The sequence below is a fragment of the Acidovorax sp. 210-6 genome, from assembly GCF_010020825.1.
Taxonomy (GTDB): Bacteria; Pseudomonadota; Gammaproteobacteria; order Burkholderiales; family Burkholderiaceae_C; genus Simplicispira; species Simplicispira sedimenti.
This window is the reverse complement of sequence record NZ_JAACJE010000001.1, coordinates 3,458,429-3,482,961: the sequence shown is the minus strand read 5'-3', so window position 1 is coordinate 3,482,961 and position 24,533 is coordinate 3,458,429. Positions and strand designations below refer to the sequence as shown.

The window sequence follows — 24,533 nt, the reverse complement described above, 5'->3', positions numbered from 1 at the left end:
GCTTGACCACCACGGCTGCACACACCACCGTACTGCTGGACGAAGCGGTCGATGCGCTCCTGGCGGGCGCGGGCGACGCGCCTGCGGGCCAGTGGGTCGATGCCACTTTCGGGCGCGGAGGGCATTCGCGGCGCATCCTCTCACGGCTCTCGCCCCAGGGGCGTCTGCTGGCCTTCGACAAGGACCCCGAAGCCATCCAAGAAGCAGCGCGCATCCAGGATGCGCGTTTTTCCATTCGGCATGAAGGTTTTCGCCATCTGGCCGACCTCCCGGTCGGCAGCGCTGCTGGCGTGCTGATGGACCTCGGCGTGAGTTCGCCCCAGATCGACACCCCCGAACGGGGTTTCAGTTTCCGTTTCGATGGCCCGCTGGACATGCGCATGGACACCACGCGCGGACAAAGCGTGGCCGAGTGGCTGGCCAGTGCCGAAGTAGGGCAGATTGCGGAGGTGATACGTGAATACGGTGAAGAACGGTTTGCTGGCCCCATTGCAAAGGCGATTGTTGCTCGGCGGCAGGAACGGGGTCCTGTTGCATCCACCGCAGAACTGGCCGACCTCGTGGCTGGCGCGGTCAAAACCCGCGAGCCGGGCCAGAACCCTGCAACGCGCACATTTCAAGCTCTTCGGATTTTCATCAACGCCGAGCTTGAAGAGCTGCAACAGGCGCTAGAGGCCAGCCTGTCGGTGCTGCGGCCTGGCGGGCGGCTGGTGGTCATCAGCTTCCACTCGCTGGAGGACCGCATCGTCAAGCAGTTCGTCGCGCAGCACTCCAAGGAGGTGTACGACCGCCGTGCCCCCTTTGCCGCGCCGCAGCCCATGCGGCTCAAGGCGCTGGCGCGCATCAAGCCCGGTGCCGCCGAGGTGGCGGCCAACCCGCGTGCGCGCAGCGCCGTGATGCGCGTGGCCGAGCGTACCGAGGTGCCGGCATGACGCGCCTGAACATCGCCCTGCTGCTCGCGGTGATTGCCAGTGCGCTGTACCTGGTGCACACGCAGTACGCATCGCGCCAGCTTTACACCGAGCTGGACCGCGCCAACGCCGAGGCGCGGCGCCTGGAAACCGAGCAGCAGCGTCTGCAGGTGGAAAAGCGCGCCCAGGCCACGCCGCTGCGGGTGGAGCAGCTTGCGCGTGCGCGCCTGCAGATGCGCACGGCCACGCCGGCCATCACGCAGTACGTGGTGAATCCCCTGCCCACACCGGCCGCATCCGAGGTGCAGCGATGAGCCGCAGTGTGTTGTACGCCACCAGCCCGCTGCTGGCCAGCAAGACGCCGGTCTGGCGCAGTAAGTTCATCGTGGGCATGATCGCCCTGGGCTTTGTGGGCCTGGGCTTGCGCGCGGCCTACGTGCAGGTGGTGGGCAACGAATTCTTCCAGCGCCAGGGCGAGGTGCGCTTTGCGCGGACGCTGGAGCTGCCCGCCAACCGGGGGCGCATCCTGGATCGCAATGGTCTCATCCTGGCCTCCAGCGTGCCTGCGGCCAGCATCTGGGCCATTCCCGAGGACGTCGCGCACGACGATCCCCAGGTGCGCGCCAAGCTCAAGGAACTCGCCCGGCTCATGGGCATGCCGCTCAAGGACCTGATGGGCAAGCTGGCCGACGAGGACAAGACCTTCGTCTGGATCAAGCGCCAGCTCGACTGGGACCTGGGCCAGCAGATCGTGGCCCTGGGCATCAAGGGCATCTACCTGCGCAAGGAATACAAGCGCGAGTACCCCGAGGGCGAGGCCGCAGCCCATGTGGTGGGCTTCACCAACGTCGAGGACAAGGGCCAGGAGGGCATGGAGCTGGCCTTCAATGACCTGCTGGCCGGCAAGCCGGGCTCGCGCCGCGTGATCAAGGACCGCCTGGGCCGCGTGGTCGATGGCGTGGGAGAGATCAGCCCGCCGGTCGATGGGCGCGACATGCAGTTGTCCATCGACAGCAAGGTGCAGTTCTTTGCCTACCAGAAGCTGCGCGACCAGGTGCAGGCGCACAAGGCCAAGGGGGGCAGCGTGGTGGTGCTCGATGCCGTGACGGGCGAGGTGCTGGCCCTGGCCAACTACCCCAGCTACGCGCCCGACAAGCGCCAGAACCTCTCGGGCGAGCAACTGCGCAACCGCGCGCTGACCGACACCTTCGAGCCCGGCTCGACCATGAAGCCCTTCACCATTGCGCTGGCACTGGAGACCGGGCGCGTGCGGCCCCAGACGGTCATCGACACCTCGCCAGGGCGTCTGACCATCACCGGATCGACCATTTCGGACACGCACAACTACGGCGCACTCACCGTGGAGGGTGTGATCCAGAAGTCCAGCAACGTGGGCACCACCAAGATCGCCATGCAGATGCCCGCGCGCGAGATGTGGGAAACCTTCTCGGCCGCCGGTTTCGGGCAAAAACCCCAGCTCGGGTTCCCCGGCGTGGTGAGCGGTCGCCTGCGCCCGTACAAGACCTGGCGCCCCATCGAGCAGGCCACCATGTCCTATGGCTATGGTCTCTCGGCCAGCCTGTTCCAGATGGCGCGTTCCTACACCGTGTTTGCGCACCAGGGGCAGATCATCCCGGCCACCATGCTCAAGAGCAGCGAACCGGTCGTGGGCGTGCCCGTGTTCTCGCCCAAGACGGCCGACGCCGTGCGCAAGATGCTGCAGATGGCCGCGGGCCCAGGTGGCACGGGCCAGAAGGCGCAGACCCTGGGCTACTCCGTGGGCGGCAAGTCGGGTACCGCGCGCAAGCAGGTGGGCAAGAGCTACGCCACCAACAAGTACCGTGCCTGGTTCACCGGCATGGCGCCCATCGACCGGCCACGCATCATCGTCGCGGTGATGATCGATGAGCCCAGCAACGGCGTGTACTACGGCGGTGCGGTGGCAGCACCCGTGTTCAGCGAAGTGGTGCAGCAGACGCTGCGCATGATGGGCGTGCAGCCCGACATGGACGTCAAGCCGCAGATCGTGGCCGAGGTGGTGGAGGAGCCGCTGTGATCCGCACCCTGACCGATTTCCACGAGGCCGTGCAGTGGCTGCGCGCGCGCGTCACCGGCACGCTGCACACCGACAGCCGCCGCATCGCGCCGGGGGATGGCTTCATCGCCTGGCCCGGCGCTGCCACCGACGGCCGTGCCCATGTGCGCGACGCCCTGGTGCGCGGCGCCACGGCCTGCCTGGTCGAGCATGAGGGCGTGCTGCCCTACGCCTTTGCGGGCGACGACATCGCCGCGCTGCCCCGCCTCAAGCAGGCCACCGGCGACATCGCTGCCGCCTGGTTCGGCCAGCCCAGCCAGGCGCTGAAGGTGGTGGCCGTCACGGGCACCAACGGCAAGACCAGCACCACCTGGTGGTTGGCGCAGGCACTATCGAATCAGGAGCATTCAGCGCTTGGCCCATGTGCCCTGGTGGGTACTTTGGGTGTGGGGCTTGCCGGGCGCCTGGAGTCCACGGGCATGACCACGCCAGACCCTGTGCTGCTGCAGCGCGCCTTCCGGCAGTTTGCCGATGCCGGTGCGCGCTCGTGCGCCATCGAGGCCTCCTCCATCGGCCTGGCCGAGCACCGGCTGGTGGGCACGCGCATTCCCGTGGCGGTGTTCACCAACTTCACGCAAGACCACCTGGACTATCACGCCAGCATGGAGGCCTACTGGCAGGCCAAGGCCGCGCTGTTCGACTGGCCTGGCCTGCGTGCCGCTGCCATCAACATCGACGACCCCCAGGGTGCCGCCCTGCATGCAGCCTTGCAGGGGCGTGGCATCGACCTGTGGAGCCTCTCGCAGCACACGGCCGCCCGCCTGAGCGCCACCGAGGTCACGCTGGGTGAGGGCGGCCTGCGTTTTTGTGTGCGCGAAGGGGAACGCAGCCTGATGCTGCAAACGCAGGTGATCGGCAGCTACAACGTCTCCAACCTGCTGGGCGTGATTGCCGCGCAGCGCGCCCTGGGCGTGCCCTTGGAGCAGGCCGTGCGTGCCTGCGAACAGTTGCAGCCCGTGCCGGGCCGCATGGAGCGCATCGTGCAGCCCGGCCAACCGCTGGTGGCCGTGGACTACGCCCACACCCCCGACGCCCTGCAGCAGGCACTGCAAGCCCTGCGACCGTTGGCGCAAGAGCGTGGCGGCCAGCTCTGGTGCGTGTTTGGCTGCGGTGGCGACCGCGACGCGGGCAAGCGCCCGCTGATGGGCGGCATTGCGCAGCGCCACGCCGACTGGGTCGTGGTGACCAGCGACAACCCGCGCAGCGAGCGGCCTGCCGACATCCTGCACCAGATCCTGCTGGGCACCATTGCCGGGGAAACCGTGCGCGCCGAACCGGACCGCGCTGCCGCCATCGGATTGGCCCTGCAAGAGGCCGATGCGCGCGATGTGGTGCTCATCGCAGGCAAGGGCCACGAGGACTATCAGGAAACGGCGGGCGTGCGACAGCCATTCTCGGACATGGCACAAGCCATCACAGCACTCCAGCGCCGAGGAGGCACCCCATGACGGGCATGACCTTGCAGCAGGTTTTCGCCTGGATCCAGTCACGCGAGCCGCGTGCACGCCTGGTGGGCGATGGCGCCACGCCCCTGGCCCGCGTGCACACCGACACGCGCACCCTGCAGCCGGGCGATCTGTTCGTGGCCCTGCGCGGTGAGCGCTTTGACGCCCACGACTTTCTGGCCCAGGCCCGCGCCAGCGGCGCTGTGGCCGCCCTGGCCGAGCGCGGCCTGCAGGCCGCCGGGCTGCCGGGCATCGAAGTGCCCGACAGCCTGCAGGCCCTGGGCCACCTGGCTGCTGCGTGGCGTGCGCAGTTCAACCTGCCCTTGATCGCGGTCACCGGCAGCAATGGCAAGACCACGGTCACACAGATGATTGCCGCCATCCTGCAGGCGCACGCGCAGGATGCCGCGTTTGCCACGCGCGGCAACCTCAACAACGCCATCGGCGTACCGCAAACCCTGCTGCGCCTGAACGCCTCGCACCGCGTGGGCGTGGTCGAGCTGGGCATGAACCACCCCGGCGAGATCGCCCTGCTGGCACGCATTGCCCAGCCCACCGTGGCCCTGGTGAACAACGCGCAGCGCGAGCACCTGGAATTCATGCACACCGTGCAGGCCGTGGCCGAAGAAAACGGCTCGGTGCTGGCCGCGCTGCCCGAAGACGGCGTGGCCGTGTTACCGGCGGGCGATGCCTACACCGCGCTGTGGCAGCACCTGGCGGCGGGGCGGCGTTGCATCACCTTTGGTGGTGCGCAGGCCGATGTGCGCTGCACACAGGCCCAGTGGCAGGGCGGCGCCTGGCAGGTCATCCTGGCCACGCCGCAAGGGCCGCTGGAATGTGCGCTGCACATTGCGGGCCGCCACAACGTGACCAACGCCCAGGCCGCCGCAGCCTGCGCATTGGCGGCGGGCGTGCCATTGGACGCCATTGCGCGCGGCCTGAGCGCGTTCGCGCCGGTCAAGGGCCGTTCGCGTGCGCTGGGTGTGCGCTGCGGCGAGCGCACCGTCACCGTGGTGGACGACAGCTACAACGCCAACCCGGACTCCATGCACGCCGCCATCGAGGTGCTGGCCGAACTGCCCGCGCCGCGCCTGCTGGTGCTGGGCGATATGGGCGAGGTGGGCGACCAGGGGCCGCAGTTCCACGCCGAGGCCGGGGGCCATGCGCGTGCACGCGGCATCGAGCGGCTGTACGCGCTGGGCACGCTGTCGCGGCACACCGCGAAGGCCTTTGGCACAGCCACGCATTTTGACGACATGGCATCGCTCCTGGCAGCGGTGCGGCAGGCGCTGCCCGAGGTGGGCAGCGTGCTGGTGAAGGGATCGCGATTCATGAAGATGGAACAGGTGGTGGAGGCATTGACCTCCACCGCGCAAGCCGCCGCTGCGGCGCAGGAGGCCGACCATGGCACGACGCATTGAAACCGGTCGAGGTGCACCATGCTGATGTGGCTGGCCCAATGGCTGCAAGGCCTGTCGCCCGAGCTGGGCTTTTTGCGCGTGTTCCAGTACCTCACGCTGCGTGCCGTGCTGGGTGCGATGACAGCGCTGCTCATCGGCCTGCTCGCCGGGCCTGCGGTGATCCGGCGCCTGACGGCACTGAAGATCGGCCAGCCCATCCGCACCAACGGCATGGAAACGCACCATGTCAAAAGCGGCACGCCCACCATGGGCGGAGTGCTGATCCTGCTGGCCATTGCCATTGCCACCCTGCTGTGGGCCGATCTGTCCAACCGCTTTGTGTGGATCGTGCTCATCGTCACGCTGGGGTTTGGTGCCATCGGCTGGGCCGACGACTGGCGCAAGGTGGTCTACAAAGACCCCAACGGCATGCCTTCGCGCGAGAAGTACCTGTGGCAGTCGCTCATCGGGCTGGCGGCGGCGCTGTACCTGGTGTTCAGCATTTCCGAAAGCTCCAACCTCAAGGTGCTGGAGCTGTTCTTCACTTGGGTCAGTTCGGGTTTTGATGTCAGCTTGCCGCCCAAGGCGGGCCTGCTGGTGCCGTTCTTCAAGGAAGTGAGCTACCCGCTGGGCGTGCTGGGCTTCGTCATCCTTACCTACCTGGTGATCGTGGGTTCCAGCAACGCGGTCAACCTGACGGACGGCCTGGACGGCCTGGCCATCATGCCAGTGGTCATGGTGGGCTCGGCGCTGGGCGTTTTTGCCTACGTGGCGGGTAGCTCGGTGTATTCCAAGTACCTGTTCTTCCCGCACATTCCGGGTGCGGGTGAGCTGCTCATCTTCTGTGCCGCCATGGCGGGTGCGGGCCTGGCCTTCCTGTGGTTCAACACCCACCCGGCCCAGGTGTTCATGGGCGATGTGGGCGCGCTGGCGCTGGGCGGTGCCCTGGGCACCATTGCCGTCATCGTGCGCCAGGAAATCGTGCTGGCCATCATGGGCGGAATCTTTGTGGTCGAGGCGCTGTCGGTCATGCTGCAGGTGAGCTGGTTCAAGTACACCAAGCGCAAGTACGGCGAAGGCCGGCGTCTGCTCAAGATGGCGCCGCTGCACCACCATTTCGAGAAGAGCGGCTGGAAGGAGACGCAGGTGGTCGTGCGTTTCTGGATCATCACCATGCTGCTGTGCCTCATCGGCCTGTCCACCCTGAAGCTGCGATGAATCCGCTGGACGAGCACCTCCCCCCCACCGCCGAAGGCACGCCCTTGGCGCTGCCCCAGCCTGCGGAAGATGAGGCTGGCGCACCGGCCATGCCTGCTGAGTCCGCTGCAGCGGATCTGGGGAGCAGTGGCGCTGCGCCCGCGGTGGTGGCCCCGGCGCCCCAGCACGAGCTGCCCCAAACCCTGGACGCCGCGCGCGAGGCCGCGGCTTTTGTGGCGCGCATCTTTGCCGAAACCCCGGTGTCCGACCCGGGCGCCGAGGCCGTCGAACCCGCGGCACCCGAACCCACCGCCGAGGAGCCGCCCGCCGCACCCGACCCCGTACCCGAAGGCTGGCCCCTGGAGGGCAGCAAGCCCCTGCAGGACCAGGAGGTGCTGGTGCTGGGCTTGGGCGCATCGGGCCTGGCCATGGCGCGCTGGTGTGCGCGCTGCGGTGCCCAGGTGACGGTGGCCGACACGCGCGAGGCCCCGCCGCAGCTGGCGCAATTGCGCGCCGAGCTGCCCCAGGTGCGTTTTGTGGCCGGAGCCTTTGATGCGAGCTTGCTCGACGGTGCGAACTTCAGCGCGGTGTACCGCTCGCCCGGCCTGGCTCCGCAAGTGATTGCTCCTGTTTTTGTAGCTGCTTGCGCCCGTGGAATAAGCGTTGGAAGCGAAATTGACCTGTATTCTTCGGCCTTGCTCGCGCTGCGTGCCGCCCATGGCTACGCGCCTGCCGTGCTGGCCATCACCGGCACCAACGGCAAGACCACGGTGACCTCGCTCACCGGCAAGCTGGTGGCGCATGCGGGCAAGTCGGTGGCGGTGGCAGGCAACATCGGCCCCACGCTGCTGGATACCTTGGCCGAGCGCATCGACGCCGGCCAGTTGCCTGAGGCCTGGGTGCTGGAGCTGTCGAGCTTTCAGCTGGACGGCGTGCGCGGCTTCGAGCCCACGGCCGCAGCGGTGCTCAACGTCACGCAGGACCACCTGGACTGGCACGGCGACATGGCCGCCTACGCCGCGGCCAAGGCACGCATCTTTGGCGAGCAGGCCCTGATGGTGCTCAACCGTGACGATGCGCTGGTGATGCACATGCTGCCGCCGCCCGGCCGCCCGAAGGCGGCAGCAGCCCCCTTGGGGGGCAGCGCAGCGCACGCAGTGGCAAGCGTGGGGGCGCCGTCCATGCCGCCGCCAGTGAAGCAGAGGCTGCAAAAGCCCCAGCACCGCGCCCATGTGACCTTTGGCGCAGACATGCCGCAGCGGCCGGGCGATTTCGGTATCGAGGTCGTCAACGGCATGGCCTGGCTGGTGCGCGCGCAAGAGGCCGACGAAACCCTGCGCCGCAGCAAGAACGCCGAGGAGGAGCTGCACATCCAGCGCCTGATGCCCGCCGACGCCTTGCGTATCCGCGGGCGCCACAACGCCACCAATGCCCTGGCGGCACTGGCGCTGGCGCAGGCAGCGGGTTGCCCGCTCTCGGCCATGCTGTATGGCCTGCGCGAATACCGGGGCGAGCCGCACCGGGTCGAGCCGGTGGGCACGGTGAACGAGGTCGAATTCTTCGACGACAGCAAGGGCACGAATGTGGGTGCCACGGTGGCCGCCCTCAATGGGCTGGGGCCCGAGCGGCGCCTGGTCGTCATCCTGGGTGGCGACGGCAAAGGCCAGGACTTCAGCCCGCTGGCCGCGCCCATGGCGCGCTACGCCCGCGCGGCGGTGCTGATCGGGCGCGATGCACCGGCCATTCGCACCGCGCTGCAGGGCACCGGCATTGCCTTGCACGACTGCGCCACGCTGCCCGATGCCGTGCATTGGGCCGCACAGCGCGCCCATGCGGGTGATGCGGTGCTGCTTTCGCCCGCCTGCGCCAGCCTGGACATGTTCCGCGACTATGCGCACCGTGCGCAGGTGTTTGTCGATACCGTGCAGGCCTTGGCGCAGGACGCAGGCCAGGACTTGGGAGGCGGCGTATGAGCAACGCGGCCACACGCACCCCAAGCAATCCATGGCAGCGCCTGACGCAGTGGCTGGGCAGCGCGCGCAGCCAGGCGGCCGATGTACTGCCCGTGCGCGTGGGCGGTACCGAGTACCGCCAGACCACGGCCACCCCCGCCAGCGTGCTGGGTTTTGACCAGGCCTTGCTGTGGGTGGTGGTGGCCCTGTTGTCCTGGGGACTGGTGATGGTGTACTCGGCGTCCATCGCGCTGCCGGGCAACCCACGCTTTTCCAACTACGCGCCCACCCATTTCCTCACGCGCCACGCGTTCTACCTGGTGATGGGTTTCGTGGCGGCGCTGCTGGCGTTCCAGATGCCCATGCGCACCTGGGAGCGGCTGGCCCCCTGGCTCTTTGGGGCGGCCCTGCTGATGCTGGTCGTGGTGCTGGTGCCGGGGGTGGGCAAGGTCGTCAACGGGGCGCGGCGCTGGCTGGCGCTGGGGCCCATCAGCTTCCAGCCGTCGGAGCTGGCCAAGTTCGCTGTGCTCATCTACGCCGCCGACTACATGGTGCGCAAGATGGATGTGAAGGAGCGCTTCTTCCGCGCCGTGCTGCCCATGGGGGCGGCGGTGGCGGTGGTCGGGGTGCTGTTGCTTGCCGAGCCCGACATGGGCGCCTTCATGGTGGTGGCCGTCATCGCCATGGGCATTCTGTTCCTGGGCGGCGTGAATGCGCGCATGTTCTTCCTCATCGCGGCCATTCTGGTGGCGGCATTCGCGCTGATGATCGTCAGCTCGCCCTGGCGGCGCGAGCGTGTGTTTGCTTATCTGGACCCCTTCAGCGAGCAGCACGCGCTGGGCAAGGGCTACCAACTCTCGCATGCACTGATCGCCTTTGGCCGCGGCGAAGTGTTTGGCGTAGGCCTGGGTGGCAGCGTGGAAAAGCTCCACTGGCTGCCCGAAGCACATACCGACTTCCTGCTGGCGGTGATCGGCGAGGAATTCGGTCTGGTGGGCGTGCTGGTGCTCATCGTGGCCTTCCTCTGGATGACGCGGCGCATCATGCACATCGGCCGCCAGGCGATTGCGCTGGACCGCGTGTTCGCAGGCCTGGTGGCCCAGGGCGTGGCCATCTGGATCGGTTTCCAAGCCTTCATCAACATGGGCGTGAATCTGGGCGCATTGCCCACCAAGGGGCTGACGCTGCCCCTCATGAGCTATGGCGGCTCGGCCATCCTGATGAACCTGGTGGCGCTCGCGGTGGTGTTGCGGGTTGATTATGAAAACAAGCTGCTCATGCGCGGAGGCCGCGTATGAGCAGTTTGTTTCACCAAAACGGGCTGCTGCAGCGCGCCAGCGCTGCCGAATGCGCAGTATTCGATGCGCGGAGGCCGCGTATGAGCAGTTTGTTTCACCAAAACAAACCGCGCATTGCGCCAGCAATGCCAGGCGCGAAGCGCCTGATGAGAGGAGGGCGTGTATGAGCGCCAAGACCGCCCTCATCATGGCCGGAGGCACCGGCGGCCACATCTTCCCCGGTCTGGCCGTGGCCGAGGAGCTGCGTGCGCGCGGCTGGCGTGTGCACTGGCTGGGGGCACCCGACAGCATGGAGGCGCGCATCGTGCCACCGCATGGTTTTGCGCTGGAGACCATCGACTTTTCCGGTGTGCGCGGCAAGGGCCTCGCCACGCTGGCGCTGCTGCCCCTGCGGCTGCTGCGCGCCTTCTGGCAGGCTTGGTGCGTGGTGCGCCGGGTGCAGCCGGATGTGGTGGTGGGCCTGGGCGGCTACATCAGCTTTCCGGGCGGCATGATGGCTGTGTTGGCCGGCAAGCCGCTGGTGCTGCACGAGCAGAACTCGGTGGCTGGCATGGCCAACAAGGTGTTGGCGGGCGTGGCCGACCGCGTGTTCACGGCCTTTCCGGAGGTGCTCAAGAAAGGCCAGTGGGTGGGCAACCCGCTGCGCGCTGCCTTCACGCGCCAGGAGGCGCCGCAAGAGCGCTTTGCGGGCCGCACCGGGCCGCTGCGCCTGCTGGTGGTGGGTGGCAGCCTGGGGGCGCGTGCGCTCAATGACATCGTGCCCCAGGCGCTGGCGCTCATCCCGCCGGACCGGCGCCCTGTGGTCACACACCAAAGTGGCGCGGCGCAGATCGAGCAACTGCGCGCCAACTACGAGGCCGCCGATGTGCAGGCCGAGCTGACGCCCTTTATCGAAGACACGGCCAGCGCCTTCGCGCAGGCCGACATCATCGTCTGCCGCGCGGGCGCGAGCACGGTGACAGAGATTGCCGCTGTGGGCGCTGCCGCCGTGTTTGTGCCGTTTCCGGCGGCGGTGGACGACCACCAGACCACCAACGCGCAGTTCCTGGTGCAGGCCGGGGGTGGATGGTTGGTGCAACAACGCGATCTTTCTCCCCAAAGCTTGGCCGAAATGCTACAAAATACAGAGCGTACAGCGCTGATGGAACGGGCGCTGAAGGCCAAAACAATGCAAAAGATCAACGCCACCCGCGAGGTGGTGACCGCGTGTGAGGAGCTCGCATGAGCCTGTCCAAAGTCTTTTCGTGGTGCCCGTTGCCCCGCAGAGGCAGCGGATGCAAGGCGCCCGCCGCAAGCCGCACTGGTGTGCGGCGAGGATGGGCAACGCCGCAGGCGCTGCCTCTGCGGGGCAACCCTTCGGGCAAGGCAGCAAGAAGCCGCACTCGTCGTTGCGCACCTTGCCCAGGCTACCAGCATGGGCTGCGGTACGCGCCTAGATTGCGGCTTCTTGCTTCCTTGCGGGCGCCGCGAAAAGACTTTGGACAGGCTCTATGAAACACGCCATCCGCCACATCCATTTCGTCGGCATTGGGGGTGCTGGCATGAGCGGCATTGCCGAGGTGCTGTTCAACCTGGGCTACCGCATTTCGGGCTCGGACCTGTCCGACAGCGCGACGCTGCGTCGCCTGCAGGGCCTGGGCATGCAGACCTTTGTGGGGCATGCGGCAGCGCACATTGCCGGGGCGGATGCGGTGGTCACCTCCACCGCCGTCAAAAGCGACAACCCCGAGGTGCTGGCCGCGCGCGAAAAGAAAATCCCCGTGGTGCCGAGGGCGCTCATGCTGGCCGAGCTCATGCGCCTCAAGCGCGGCATCGCCATTGCTGGCACGCATGGCAAGACCACCACCACCAGCCTGGTCACCAGCGTGCTGGCCGAGGGGGAACTGGACCCCACGTTCGTCATCGGCGGGCGCCTGAACAGTGCCGGGGCCAACGCCAAGCTGGGCAGCGGCGACTACATCGTGGTCGAGGCTGACGAATCCGACGCCTCGTTCCTCAACCTGCTGCCCGTGATGGCCGTCGTGACCAACATCGACGCCGACCACATGGAGACCTACGGCCACGACTTCGCGCGGCTCAAAAAGGCCTTTGTCGATTTCCTGCACCGCATGCCGTTCTACGGCACGGCCATTCTGTGCATCGACAACCCGGCGGTGCGCGAGATCGTGCCCGAGGTGTCCTGCCCCATCACCAGCTACGGTTTTTCGGAGGACGCGCAGGTGCGCGCCGTCAACGTGCGGGCTGTGGGGGCGCAGATGCACTTCACCGTGCAGCGCCGCAATGGCGTGACGCTGCCCGACCTGGAGGTGGTGCTCAACCTGGCGGGCGAGCACAACGTGCTCAACGCCCTGTCGGCCATTGCCGTGGCGGTGGAGCTGAACATTCCCGACGAGGCCGTGCTGCGTGCGTTGGCCAGCTTCCGGGGCGTCGGGCGGCGCTTTCAGGGCTATGGCGACCTGCCCGCCAAGGATGGTGGGCGCTTCACCGTGATCGATGACTACGGCCACCACCCTGTGGAAATGGCGGCCACGCTGGCGGCGGCGCGCGGTGCCTTTGCCGGGCGGCGTCTGGTGCTGGCCTTCCAGCCACACCGCTACACGCGCACGCGCGACTGCTTCGAGGACTTCGTCAAGGTCATCGGCAGCGCCGATGCCGTGCTGCTCACCGAAGTCTATGCCGCAGGCGAGGCGCCCGTGGTGGCTGCCGACGGTCGATCGCTGGCGCGTGCGCTGCGCGTGGTGGGGCGTGTGGAGCCCCTGTTTGTGGAGGACGTGGCTGATCTGCCCCAGGCCATCGCAGCCATGGCGCAGGACGGCGACGTGGTGCTGTGCATGGGCGCAGGCTCCATCGGCAACATGCCGGGAAGACTGGTTGAGTTGCTATCAAATACAGAGCAAAGAGGGCAGGAGGAGAAAGCGCAATGACCGCAATGGATGCCAAGACCACCGGGCAGCTTCTGCCCACCCCGGCCGCGCTGGGCAAGGTGGCCGTGCTCATGGGCGGCACCTCGGCTGAGCGCGAGGTCTCGCTCATGTCCGGTGCGGGTGTGCTGCAGGCGTTGCGCGCGCGCGGCGTGGATGCCCATGCCTTCGACCCCGCGCACACCGAACTGTGCGAACTCAAGCGCGCTGGCTATGCGCGCTGCTTCATCGCGCTGCACGGGCGGCATGGGGAAGACGGCTCGGTGCAGGGCGCGCTGGAGTTGCTGGGCATTCCGTACACCGGTTCGGGCGTCATGGCGTCCAGCATTGCCATGGACAAGGTGATGACCAAGCGCGTCTGGCTGGCCGAGGGACTGCCCACGCCACGCTACGTCTGGCTGGCGCCCGAGCGCCAGAACCGTGAAACCGTGCGCACCGTGCCCGACGAGCTGGGCCTGCCGCTGATCGTCAAGCCGCCGCGCGAGGGCTCATCCATCGGAGTGACCAAGGTGCAGGGGTGTTCGGACATGCAGGAAGCCGTGCGGCTCTCGGCGCGCTACGACCCCGACGTGCTGTGCGAAGAATTCATCGAAGGCGAGGAAGTCACCTGCCCGGTGCTGGGCCAGGGCGCAGATGCCGTGGCGCTGCCGGTGATTCGCATCAATGCGCCGGACGGTGCGTACGACTATCAGAACAAGTACTTCACCGACGACGTGAAATACCAGTGTCCCAGTGGACTACCCGAGGCCGAGGAACGCGAGATCCAGCGCATCGTGCTGGCCGCCTACCGTGCGCTGGGTTGCCGCGGCTGGGGGCGCGCGGATCTGATGGTGCGCGCCAGCGACCGCAAGCCCTTCCTGCTGGAGATGAACACGTCCCCCGGCATGACCGGCCACTCGCTGGTGCCCATGTCGGCGCGCGCCGCAGGCATCAGCTATGAAGACCTGTGCCTGCGCCTGCTGGCCAGCGCCGCGCTCGACTCGCCGCCGCAGGAGGTTCAGGCGTGAACCAAACCCTGCCCGCACCGCTGGATGTGCGCCTCATGAACTGGACCGCCACGGCCCTGTTCATGGGCTGCGCCGCCCTGCTGCTGGCAGCCTTGGCGGCCTGGCTCATGCGCCTGCCCGCCTTTGCCATCACGCGGCTGGTGGTGGAGGGTGATGTGACGCACCACAGTGCCGTGACCCTGCGGGCCAACGTGGCACCGCGCCTGACAGGCAATTTCTTCACGCTGAACCTGCAGGCCGCCCGCGCCGCCTTCGAGCAGGTGCCCTGGGTGCGCAAGGCGCAGGTGCAGCGCCAGTACCCCGGCACGCTGCGTGTGTTGCTGGAAGAGCACCGCCCGGTGGCCCACTGGGGCGCGGAATCCAGCACCACCATGGTCAATGATTTTGGCGAGGTGTTTGATGCCAGCGCCGACGATCCCGAATACGACCTGTTGCCACGCCTGGCCGGGCCCGAGGGGGCTTCGGCGCAGATGCTGCAAATGCACGCGAAGCTGCAGCACATCGTGGAGCCACTTGACTGGGACATCCAGGTGCTGGAGTTCAACCGTCGGGGGAGCTGGCGCATGGTGCTCGACAGCGGAGCCGAGATCGAACTGGGGGCAGGCAGCGACGAAGAGCTGGCCCTGCGCCTGCAGCGCTTCGTGCGCACGCTCACCCAAGTGGCTGGCAAGTACGGGCGCCGCGCGGACGCGCTGGAATCGGCAGACCTGCGCCACAGCAGCGGCTACGCGCTGCGCCTGCGCGGGGTGACCACGGTGCTGGAGGGGCAGCAGGGCGCTACCGTGCGCCGCTGACAGGCACGCTCAGAACAAAAGGCACAAGACGCATATGGCAAGAGAATACAAAGATGTGGTGGTAGGGCTGGACATCGGCACGGCCAAGATCATGGCCGTGGTGGCCGAGGTGTTGCCCGGCGGCGAACTCAAGCTGGCAGGCTTGGGCGTGGCGCCGAGCAACGGTCTCAAGCGCGGTGTGGTGGTCAATATCGACGCCACGGTGCAAAGCATCCAGCAGGCGCTGAAAGAGGCCGAGCTGATGGCCGACTGCAAGATCCAGCGGGTCTATACCGGCATCACGGGCAGCCATATCCGGGGCATCAATTCCAGCGGCATGGTAGCCGTCAAGGACAAGGAAGTCACCGCCGCCGACGTCGCGCGCGTGGTGGAAACGGCCAAGGCCATCAACATTTCCAGCGACCAGCGATTGCTGCTGGTGGAGCCGCAGGAGTTCGTGATCGATGGGCAGGACGTGAAGGAGCCCATCGGCATGAGCGGCATCCGCCTGGAGGCCAAGGTGCATATCGTGACAGGCGCGCAAAGCGCAGCGGAGAACATCATCAAGTGCGTGCGCCGCTGTGGGCTGGAAGTGGAGCAACTGCTGCTCAACCCGCTGGCCAGCAGCCAGGCCGTGCTGACGGACGACGAGCGCGAACTGGGCGTGGCATTGGTGGACATTGGTGCGGGCACCACGGATGTGGCCATCTTCACCGGTGGCGCAATCCGCCACACGGCCGTCATTCCGATCGCGGGTGACCTCATCACCAGCGACATAGCGATGGCATTGCGCACCCCCACCAAGGACGCCGAGGACATCAAGGTCGAAAGCGGTTTTGCCAAGCAATTGCTGGCCGATCCCGAGGCACAGGTCGAGGTGCCGGGCCTGGGCGACCGGGGGCCGCGCATGCTCAGCAAGCAGGCGCTGGCGGGTGTGATCGAGCCGCGCGTCGAGGAAATTTTCTCGCTCGTGCAGCAGGTCATCCGTGAGTCGGGCTACGAGGAAGTGCTGTCCTCGGGCATCGTGCTCACCGGCGGCAGCGTGGTCATGCCGGGCATGGTGGAACTGGGCGAAGACATTTTCCTCAAGCCGGTGCGCCGGGGCATTCCGAAGTATTCGAGCGCGCTGGCCGACATGGTGGCCCAGCCGCGCGCCGCCACGGTGATGGGCCTGCTCGAAGAGGCACGCCTGGCCCGGCTGCGGGGTTTCAAGGTGGCGCACAAGGGCGGCGCCGTGCAGTCGGTCTTTGGCCGCCTCAAGGACTTCATCGTGGGGAACTTCTGACCATGAACTTCCCCTTGTGGCTTTCGCGGGCCAGCCCGCAACGAAGACTGCGCGGGCGCTGGCGCAGTGCTGGGCCGCCACCGCCCGCGAGTCCCCGAAATTGACACCGTTTCCAGACAAGAACCTGAAACCCATTTGAGAATTGATGAAAGAGGAGCTGCAAGATGACCATTGAAATGATCGAAGCCGAAGACTTCAACCAGGGTACCCAGATCAAGGTGATTGGTGTGGGCGGCGGCGGTGGCAATGCCGTCGAGCACATGATTGCGCGCAGCGTGCAGGGCGTGGAGTTCATCAGCGCCAACACCGATGCACAGGCCCTGGCGCGCAGCACGGCGCACCGTGTGGTCCAGCTTGGTGGCACGGGCCTGGGTGCAGGCAGCAAGCCCGAGAAGGCCCGCGAAGCTGCCGAGGCGGCCGAAGCGGAAATCCGCGCAGCCATTGAAGGCGCGCACATGCTGTTCATCACCGCCGGTATGGGCGGTGGCACGGGCACGGGCGCGGCCCCGGTGATCGCGCGTGTGGCCAAGGAGATGGGTATCCTCACCGTGGGCGTGGTGACCAAGCCTTTCGACTGGGAAGGTGGCCGCCGCATGCAAAACGCCGACAACGGCCTGGCTGAACTGGAAGCCAATGTCGATTCGCTGATCGTGGTGCTCAACGAGAAGCTGCTGGAAGTGCTGGGTGACGACATCACCCAGGACGAGGCCTTTGCCCACGCCAACGACGTGCTCAAAAACGCCGTGGGCGGGATTGCCGAGATCATCAACGAGTACGGCCATGTGAACGTGGACTTTGAAGACGTGCGCACCGTGATGGGCGAACCCGGCAAGGCCATGATGGGCACCGCCACCGCCAGCGGCCCGGACCGCGCACGCATCGCCGCCGAGCAGGCCGTGGCCTGCCCGCTGCTCGAAGGCATCGACCTCTCCGGCGCCAAGGGCGTGCTGGTGCTGGTCACGGCGGCACGTGGCAGCCTCAAGCTGTCCGAATCGCGCCTGGCCATGAGCACCATCAACGCCTACGCATCGCCCGATGCACATGTCATCTATGGTGCTGCCTACGACGACAGCCTGGGTGACGAACTGCGTGTCACGGTCGTGGCCACGGGCCTGTCCCGTGCCAACGCGCGGCGCCAGCCCATTTCGGTGGTGCAGGGCGGCTTGCGCACCGGTACCGACAACATGGCGTACCCCATGGTGGGCAACAGCATGGCCGCTGGGGGCATGGCTTCTGGCATGGCGGCTCCCGCTGGCGGCGCCGACTACGGCAACATGGCGGTGCCCAGTGTGTGGCGCACCAACCGCACGCAGGCTGCAGCGCGGGTCGATGCGCTGGTGTCGGGCGGTATGGACGATCTGGAGATCCCGGCCTTCCTGCGCAAGCAGGCAGATTGATTCGGAGCAACCCCCCGAGCGGCTTCGCCGCTCCCCCCTTCTCTCGCGCTGCTGCGCAGCGCGGGAAGGGGGGCGCCGCCAGCGCGGCGGGGCGGCCCTTGCGCGGCGGTCGCTGGCTTGGGGCGCTAAGGCGCGGGCGTTTTTGTTTCTATTGAAGCCATAGCTGAACAGTGCTGCGGCCGAGGGCCAGCCGCACTAAAATTGCGGGATGCTTGCGCAACGTACCCTCAAGTCCCTCACCCGTGCGGTGGGCGTGGGCCTGCACAGCGGTCAGCGCGTGGAGTTGACCCTGCGCCCGGCGCAGCCCGACACCGGCATCGTGTTTCGGCGCATTGATCTGCCCGAGCCGGTGGACATTCCGGTGTCCACCCTGGCGGTGACCGACACCCGCATGGCATCGACCATCTCGGTGGGTGACGCGCGGGTGCACACGGTAGAGCACCTCATGTCGGCCTGCGCGGGCCTCGGGGTGGACAACCTGTATGTGGACATCACCGCCGAAGAAGTGCCCATTCTCGACGGCTCCTCGGCCTCGTTTGTCTTCCTGTTGCAGAGCGCAGGCATTGCCTTGCAGAACGCGCCGCGGCGTTTCATTCGCGTCAAGCAGCCGGTGGAAGTGCGCCATGGCGAGGGCGCGCAGGCCAAGTGGGCGCGCCTGGAGCCCTACCACGGCTTCAAGCTGCGCTTCGAGATCGATTTCGCCCATCCGGCGGTCGATTCCACGGGGCAGTGTGTGGAATTCGACCTCGGCACCGGCAACTACAGCCGCGACATCGCGCGCGCGCGTACCTTCGGCTTCACCAAGGACGTGGAGATGATGCGCTCCAGCGGCCTGGCACTGGGCGGCGGGCTGGACAACGCCATCGTCATGGACGATTACAAGGTGCTCAATGCCGACGGTCTGCGCTACGACGATGAGTTCGTCAAGCACAAAATTCTGGACGCCATGGGCGATCTGTACCTCGTGGGCAAGCCCCTGCTGGCGGCCTACAGTGCCTTCCGCTCAGGCCACGCGCTCAACAACCTGCTGTTGCGGGAGCTGGAGGCCCACCCGGAGGCCTGGGAGGTCGTCACTTTTGACAACGAGCGCCTCGCGCCCACCGGCTTCGCGCAACCTGCGCGCGCCTGGTGACATGAAACAACCCCCTGTGGCGCTGCGCGCCTTCCCCCTTCTCTCGCCTCGCTGCGCGATGCGGGAAGGGGGAGCGCTTGCTCAGCGCGGCGGGGCGACCCTTGCGCGGCGGCCGCTGGTCTGGAGCGCGCCAGTGACAATCGCCCTCGGCGTCACATTGCACGGGGAATAGAGCGCATGCTGCTGTTCCGCTGGCTCATCATGCTGCTGCTGTTTGTGGCGGCGCTGTGCTTTGCTTTTTATGCCGGCACGGGGCAGGCGCGCTACAAGCGCCTGGGTTTTGTCGTTCTCAAGTGGACGATGATCGCGGCGGGTGTCTTCTTCGCTGTGCTGATCCTCGAACGCGGCATCTGACCTATACTCGCGCCTGCTCCGGGGTGTGCTGATGCGCTGAGATGCAAACGGCCTGTTGTCAGGCCTGCTGCGAACCCGACGAACTTGATCCGGTTCATGCCGGCGGAAGAAGAGCCGACCCTCCCAGTTTGCGTGGCTGCCCATCCGGCAGACACGCCGCACCGCAGGCGCGAACCGTGCCTGCGGCGGGCGCAGGTCCAGTCCGGAGCACCCCACCATCCGGACCCAGGAGACCTGACCATGAACGCCCCCGAACCCCTTGCCCATGACTCCTTCGCCGCCCAGCTGGCGCGTGCCCGCGAGCCTTTCCCGGCCTCGCGCAAGGCTTATCTGCCGGGCCAGCTTCACGCAGACCTGCAGGTGCCGGTGCGCGACATCCAGCTCACCAACGGCGAGGTGGTCAGCGTGTACGACACCTCCGGCCCCTACACCGATCCGCAGGCCGTGATCGACGTGCGGCGCGGCCTGCCCAGCGTGCGCGGCGCCTGGATCGGCGCGCGTGGCGACTCCGAGGCCTACGCCGGCCGCCCTCCCGTGGCGCTGGACGACGGCCAGAAGAGCGAGGACGCCGCGCGCCTGGCGCAGCTGCGCCTGGAGGCCGCCGCCTTGCAACGCAAGCCTCTGCGCGCCAAGAGCGGTGCCAACGTCACGCAGATGCACTACGCGCGCAAAGGCATCGTTACGCCCGAGATGGAATACGTGGCCATCCGCGAGAACGGTCGCCGTGAGTGGATGGCGCAGTACCAGCAGGACGCAGCGCGTGAGCAGCGCCTGATGGGCAACCCGCTGGGCGCGAGCATCCCCAAGATCATCACGCCCGAGTTCGTGCGCGACGAGGTCGCGCGCGGCCGCGCCATCATCCCGGCCAACATCAACCACCCCGAGGTCGAGCCCATGGCCATCGGGCGCAACTTCCTCGTCAAGATCAACGCCAACATCGGCAACTCGGCTGTCACCTCGAGCATCGAGGAGGAGGTGGAGAAGCTGGTCTGGGCCATCCGCTGGGGCGCCGACAACGTGATGGACCTGTCCACCGGCAAGAACATCCACACCACGCGCGACTGGATCGTGCGCAACTCGCCCGTGCCCATCGGCACCGTGCCGATCTACCAGGCGCTGGAGAAGGTCGGCGGCATCGCCGAGGACCTGACCTGGGAAATCTTCCGCGACACCCTGATCGAGCAGGCCGAGCAGGGCGTGGACTATTTCACCATCCACGCCGGCGTGCGCCTGGCCTACATCCACCTCACGGCGGCGCGGCGCACGGGCATCGTCTCGCGTGGCGGCTCCATCATGGCCAAGTGGTGCATGGCGCACCACCGCGAGAGCTTCCTGTACGAGCATTTCGAGGACATCTGCGACATCATGAAGAGCTACGACGTGGCCTTCAGCCTGGGCGATGGCCTGCGGCCTGGCTGCGCGTCCGACGCCAACGATGAAGCCCAGTTTGCCGAGCTGCACACGCTGGGCGAACTGACCCAGATCGCCTGGAAGCACGACGTGCAGACCATGATCGAAGGCCCCGGCCATGTGCCCATGCACATGATCCAGGCCAACATGACCGAGCAGCTCAAGACCTGCCACGAGGCGCCGTTCTACACCCTGGGCCCGCTGACCATCGACATCGCCCCGGGCTACGACCATATTGCGTCAGCCATCGGCGCGGCCATGATCGGCTGGATGGGCACGGCCATGCTGTGCTACGTCACGCCCAAGGAGCACCTGGGCCTGCCCGACCGCGACGACGTCAAGCAGGGCATCATCGCCTACAAGATCGCCGCGCACGCCGCCGACGTGGCCAAGGGCCACCCGGGCGCGCGGGCGCGCGACGACGCGCTTTCCCAGGCGCGCTTCGACTTCCGCTGGCAGGACCAATTCAACCTGGGCCTGGACCCGGAGACGGCGCAGGAGTACCACGACGAGACCCTGCCCAAGGACAGCGCCAAGGTGGCGCATTTCTGCTCCATGTGCGGGCCGAAGTTCTGCTCCATGAAGATCACGCAAGAGGTGCGCGACTTTGCGGCCCAGAAGGGCCTGGCCGAGGATGCTGCGCTGCAGCAGGGCATGGCCGCCAAGGCCGAGGAGTTCCAGCGTGCTGGTGGCAGCTTCTACGTGCCCTTGCATCCGCAGCGATGAGCACCTGTGCCCAGCCGTGATAACCCTGTGATACGGCAACAGGGGGCTGGGCTATATTGCAACCAAAGGTAGCCCACAAGGCTACGGGAGGGGTAAGACGCTGCAGAAGGCGCCTTGCCGTGCTTGATGGTTTTGATGGAAAGGGTGCCATGAATCTGCTTGGCCGACTCTCGATCCGTGCGCGCTTGTACTTCGGCACGGGGTTTGCACTGGTGTTGCTGATCGTGATTGGCGCCATGGGCTATGTGGCGCTGGACCGCACACGGGGCACCTTGCAGGAGCTGTTTTCGCTCCGAGTACAGACCCTCACCGACATGTCGGACCTGCGCACCCTGTTGGGGCACGTGCGCCGCGTTGAAAAAGACATCATCATCAATTTCAACAACAGCGTCGAGGTGGCCAAGCTGCGTGAGGACTGGGCTGGCACCATGGGCAAGCTGCGCAAGGATCTGGGCGAGGTGCGCCAGCGCCAGGCACAGGATGCGCAGTTCACTGGCACCATCGACAAGGCCCTGGAAGAGCTGCAGCAGTACGACACGGGGATCACCCCCATCTTCCAGCAGATTGAGAACGCGCAACTCGATGGGGCCGGCGGCGGTGCCTATGCCAACCGCCTGCGCAAGCACACCGACGATGCCGACAAGATGCTGGGCGATCTGGCGGCCAGTGCGCGCAGCCAGATGGACGAAGCCCGCGTGGGAGTCGAGACGCGCACCGCATCCATGGCCGTGCTCATTGGCGTGGGGCTGGTGCTGGGGCTGGCGGTGCTGATACCGCTCACCTATTTCAGTGTGCGCTCCATCACGCAATCGCTGGGCGACGCCAGCCGTTTGGCCGAGCGCATTGCGGCCGGCGACCTCACTGAAGACGTGCACACGCAGCAGCAGGACGAGGTCGGTCAACTGGTATCCGCCATGGCACGCATGCAGGAATCGCTGCGCGACCTGGTGCGCCAGGTGCAGGAAGCGGCGGGCAACATCTCCACCGCGAGCAGCGAAATCGCCAACGGCAACCAGGACCTGAGCCACCGCACCGAGCAGACGGCAGCCAACCTGGAAGAAACCTCGTCCTCCATGGAGACACTCACCAGCACCGTACAGCACAGCGCTGAATCATCGCGCCACGCCAGCGACTTTGCGGTCTCGGCCGCACAGGTGGCCGGACGGGGGGGCGAGGTGGTGGCACAGGTCGTCAGCACCATGGACCAGATCACCACCAGCTCACGCAAGATCGCCGACATCACTGGCGTGATCGATGGTATCGCGTTCCAGACCAACATCCTGGCGCTCAATGCGGCCGTGGAGGCCGCACGTGCGGGCGAGCAGGGCCGTGGCTTTGCCGTGGTGGCCAGCGAGGTGCGTAGCCTGGCCCAGCGTTCGGCCGATGCCGCCAAGGAAATCAAGGCGCTGATCGGGTCCAGCGTGGAGCGGGTCGAGGCTGGTTCCGCACTGGTAGGGCAGGCTGGCCAGACCATGAACGAAATCGTGGACAGCGTGCGCCGCGTGTCGGACATCATCGGCGAGATCACCGCTTCGGCCAGTGAGCAGCGCGACAACATCGAGCAGGTCAGCCAGGCCGTGCGCCAACTGGACCAGATGACCCAGCAGAACGCCGCCTTGGTCGAAGAGTCTGCCGCCGCCTCGGAGTCCCTGCGCGAACAGGCCAGTGGCCTGTTGCGTGCGGCCAGCCAGTTCAAGCTGCGTGGCGGCGCGGGCATGGGCCATGCGTCAGTGGCCCCGATGGCAGCTCCTGCACCCCCAAGTACCAGACCCGCGCCACTGGCACGCGCCAAGGGCGCCTTGCGGCTCAAGTAGGCGGCAGGGGTACGCAGACCCAGCGCCCGAATGCGGGCGCCTCCCGCGGCCATTCATGGGCTTGGGGCAATGGACCTGCAGGGTGCTGCAGCAGCCACTGCACGCAGCGCGCCACGCCCGCGTGGCTGATCCAGAGCACATCGTACTGCCTCTGCAGCGCTTGCTGGCGGGCGTCTTGAAGGGCCGCATCCACGCGCTGCACCATGGTGGCCAGGTTCTCGCCGTCACCAGGTCGGTGTTGGGCAAAGTCTGTTGTCCAGGCATCGATGTCGGCGCGGGGCAGGGCGCTCCAGGCCTGGCCTTCCCAGCGGCCAAAGTCCAGCTCCTGCAGGCGGACATCGGGCTTGGAGGCCAAATCTGGTCGCAGCGCTTGCAGGGTGTGCGCGAGCTGCTCGCATCTTTGTAGCGGTGAGTGCCATGCGAGCACACGCTGGGGCAGTGCCTCTGCCAGCGCACGCGCGCTGTCCCGTGTGGCCTGCGCGTCGGCGGGAAGGTTCAGCCGCCCGTAGCACAGCCCCTGTGCTGCCAGCGGGGGCGCATGGCGCACCAGCCAGAGCCGGGGGCTCATGCCAGGGCAGGCCCCAGCGCCAGCGCTGCGCCCAGGTAGAAGCCGATTTCACTCACCTGCTGCGTGGCGCCCAGGCAGTCGCCAGTAAAACCCTGCAAGCGCTGCGCAAACCAGCGTGCCATCCAGGCGGCAGCTATTGAGCTCAGGCCGGTGCATGCTATAAAAAACAGAGCGCCTTGCGCTTGCCAGACAAGCGTTAGAGGTAAAAAACACCACAACAATCCGGCACCCAGCGCGGGTAGCGTGATCTGGTCTGCCAGCGGCTTGCTTTTGGACCGCGCCGTGTCGCCTACATGGGGCAGGCCACGGATGATGAGCAGTGGCCAAAAGCGCGAGAGCACATGCCCGCCCACCAGCGCTGTCAGCACCGGTACCATGCCCTGCGTGCCCAGGTGCGCCAGCAGGCTGGTTTTGGCCAGCAGTGCCAGCACCAGCGCCATGGCGCCGTAGGCGCCGATGCGCGAATCCTTCATGATGTCCAGCGCGCGCTCGCGCTCGGCACTGCCGCCCAGGCCGTCGGCCACGTCGGCCAGGCCGTCTTCGTGAAAGCCCCCGGTGACCAGCACCGTGGCTACCGTGCTGAACACTGCCGCCACCCAGGGCACCAGGGGGCCGGTGCCCAGCCCGGTCATCAGGGCGGCATGGCAGGCCACCGCCACCGCCGCCACCAGCCAGCCCACGCCCGGAAAATGCGCGCTGCTGGCGCGCAGCATGGCCGGGCTGTACCCCACCCACTGTGCCAGCCGCCCCGTGATGGGAATGCGGGTGAAGAACTGCACGGCCAGCAGGTAGTGGCGCAGGGCTTGTGTCATGCTATAAAAACAATAGCTGCTAGCGCCCTAAAAATA

General features: G+C 67.0%; 20 protein-coding genes and 1 riboswitch. Of the genes, 18 read left to right on the top strand and 2 right to left on the bottom strand.

Translation table 11 applies throughout. The features are described 5' to 3' along the window. Nucleotides 1–2 precede the first annotated feature (2 nt). The 18 genes from rsmH (at nucleotide 3) to GWK50_RS16055 (ending at nucleotide 23,117) form a co-directional block, all read left to right on the top strand. The gene (gene rsmH, locus GWK50_RS16135) at nucleotides 3–932 is read left to right on the top strand and encodes a 16S rRNA (cytosine(1402)-N(4))-methyltransferase RsmH (RefSeq protein WP_242455404.1); all 930 of its coding nucleotides are present in this window, start codon (nucleotides 3–5) and stop codon (nucleotides 930–932) included. After that, nucleotides 929–1,225, top strand: coding sequence for a cell division protein FtsL (gene ftsL, locus GWK50_RS16130; protein WP_162017377.1), 297 nt, complete (start codon nucleotides 929–931; stop codon nucleotides 1,223–1,225). The genes rsmH and ftsL overlap by 4 nt, the downstream gene beginning before the upstream one ends. Beyond that, on the top strand, nucleotides 1,222–2,967 hold the full coding sequence (locus GWK50_RS16125) for a penicillin-binding protein 2 (protein ID WP_162017376.1): 1,746 nt from the start codon (nucleotides 1,222–1,224) through the stop codon (nucleotides 2,965–2,967). The genes ftsL and GWK50_RS16125 overlap by 4 nt, the downstream gene beginning before the upstream one ends. Then, the gene (locus tag GWK50_RS16120) at nucleotides 2,964–4,454 is read left to right on the top strand and encodes a UDP-N-acetylmuramoyl-L-alanyl-D-glutamate--2,6-diaminopimelate ligase (RefSeq protein ID WP_162017375.1); all 1,491 of its coding nucleotides are present in this window, start codon (nucleotides 2,964–2,966) and stop codon (nucleotides 4,452–4,454) included. Before GWK50_RS16125 ends, GWK50_RS16120 begins: the two co-directional genes overlap by 4 nt. Then, entirely contained in the window at nucleotides 4,451–5,872 is a 1,422-nt protein-coding gene (gene murF, locus GWK50_RS16115) for a UDP-N-acetylmuramoyl-tripeptide--D-alanyl-D-alanine ligase (RefSeq protein ID WP_162017374.1), read from the top strand. Before GWK50_RS16120 ends, murF begins: the two co-directional genes overlap by 4 nt. An 18-nt stretch (nucleotides 5,873–5,890) precedes the next feature. After that, nucleotides 5,891–7,069, top strand: a complete 1,179-nt coding sequence (gene mraY / locus GWK50_RS16110) for a phospho-N-acetylmuramoyl-pentapeptide-transferase (RefSeq protein WP_162017373.1) — start codon at nucleotides 5,891–5,893, stop codon at nucleotides 7,067–7,069. Then, nucleotides 7,066–9,021 (top strand): Mur ligase family protein, encoded by a 1,956-nt coding sequence (locus GWK50_RS16105; RefSeq protein ID WP_162017372.1) that lies wholly within the window; start codon nucleotides 7,066–7,068, stop codon nucleotides 9,019–9,021. The genes mraY and GWK50_RS16105 overlap by 4 nt, the downstream gene beginning before the upstream one ends. After that, nucleotides 9,018–10,298: a putative lipid II flippase FtsW gene (gene ftsW / locus GWK50_RS16100; RefSeq protein ID WP_162017371.1), complete on the top strand. Its 1,281-nt coding sequence runs from the start codon at nucleotides 9,018–9,020 to the stop codon at nucleotides 10,296–10,298. Before GWK50_RS16105 ends, ftsW begins: the two co-directional genes overlap by 4 nt. A 163-nt stretch (nucleotides 10,299–10,461) precedes the next feature. Further along, nucleotides 10,462–11,523: an undecaprenyldiphospho-muramoylpentapeptide beta-N-acetylglucosaminyltransferase gene (gene murG, locus GWK50_RS16095; protein WP_162017370.1), complete on the top strand. Its 1,062-nt coding sequence runs from the start codon at nucleotides 10,462–10,464 to the stop codon at nucleotides 11,521–11,523. A gap of 265 nt (nucleotides 11,524–11,788) precedes the next feature. Further along, entirely contained in the window at nucleotides 11,789–13,222 is a 1,434-nt protein-coding gene (gene murC / locus GWK50_RS16090; protein ID WP_162017369.1) for a UDP-N-acetylmuramate--L-alanine ligase, read from the top strand. Further along, nucleotides 13,219–14,226 carry a D-alanine--D-alanine ligase gene (locus tag GWK50_RS16085; RefSeq protein WP_277950301.1) on the top strand — a complete coding sequence of 336 codons (1,008 nt, stop codon included), beginning with the start codon at nucleotides 13,219–13,221 and terminating at the stop codon, nucleotides 14,224–14,226. The genes murC and GWK50_RS16085 overlap by 4 nt, the downstream gene beginning before the upstream one ends. After that, nucleotides 14,223–15,020: a cell division protein FtsQ/DivIB gene (locus GWK50_RS16080; protein ID WP_162017368.1), complete on the top strand. Its 798-nt coding sequence runs from the start codon at nucleotides 14,223–14,225 to the stop codon at nucleotides 15,018–15,020. The genes GWK50_RS16085 and GWK50_RS16080 overlap by 4 nt, the downstream gene beginning before the upstream one ends. 34 nt (nucleotides 15,021–15,054) lie before the next feature. Next, the gene (gene ftsA, locus GWK50_RS16075; protein ID WP_162017367.1) at nucleotides 15,055–16,284 is read left to right on the top strand and encodes a cell division protein FtsA; all 1,230 of its coding nucleotides are present in this window, start codon (nucleotides 15,055–15,057) and stop codon (nucleotides 16,282–16,284) included. Between the two features lie 164 nt (nucleotides 16,285–16,448). Beyond that, on the top strand, nucleotides 16,449–17,681 hold the full coding sequence (gene ftsZ / locus GWK50_RS16070) for a cell division protein FtsZ (protein WP_162017366.1): 1,233 nt from the start codon (nucleotides 16,449–16,451) through the stop codon (nucleotides 17,679–17,681). Nucleotides 17,682–17,889: 208 nt separating this feature from the next. After that, entirely contained in the window at nucleotides 17,890–18,813 is a 924-nt protein-coding gene (gene lpxC, locus GWK50_RS16065) for a UDP-3-O-acyl-N-acetylglucosamine deacetylase (RefSeq protein WP_162017365.1), read from the top strand. A 177-nt stretch (nucleotides 18,814–18,990) separates the two neighbouring features. Then, entirely contained in the window at nucleotides 18,991–19,167 is a 177-nt protein-coding gene (locus tag GWK50_RS19665) for a hypothetical protein (protein ID WP_197905028.1), read from the top strand. 9 nt (nucleotides 19,168–19,176) lie between these two features. Next, a riboswitch (TPP riboswitch) is annotated at nucleotides 19,177–19,295 on the top strand. Nucleotides 19,296–19,407: 112 nt separating this feature from the next. Further along, nucleotides 19,408–21,303: a phosphomethylpyrimidine synthase ThiC gene (gene thiC / locus GWK50_RS16060; protein WP_162017364.1), complete on the top strand. Its 1,896-nt coding sequence runs from the start codon at nucleotides 19,408–19,410 to the stop codon at nucleotides 21,301–21,303. 149 nt (nucleotides 21,304–21,452) lie between these two features. After that, entirely contained in the window at nucleotides 21,453–23,117 is a 1,665-nt protein-coding gene (locus GWK50_RS16055; protein WP_162017363.1) for a methyl-accepting chemotaxis protein, read from the top strand. Here the strand turns inward: GWK50_RS16055 and GWK50_RS16050 are convergent. After that, nucleotides 23,110–23,685 carry a histidine phosphatase family protein gene (locus GWK50_RS16050; protein ID WP_162017362.1) on the bottom strand — a complete coding sequence of 192 codons (576 nt, stop codon included), beginning with the start codon at nucleotides 23,683–23,685 and terminating at the stop codon, nucleotides 23,110–23,112. The genes GWK50_RS16055 and GWK50_RS16050 overlap by 8 nt on opposite strands. Beyond that, nucleotides 23,682–24,497, bottom strand: a complete 816-nt coding sequence (locus tag GWK50_RS16045) for an adenosylcobinamide-GDP ribazoletransferase (RefSeq protein WP_162017361.1) — start codon at nucleotides 24,495–24,497, stop codon at nucleotides 23,682–23,684. The genes GWK50_RS16050 and GWK50_RS16045 overlap by 4 nt, the downstream gene beginning before the upstream one ends. Between the last annotated feature and the right edge of the window lie 36 nt (nucleotides 24,498–24,533).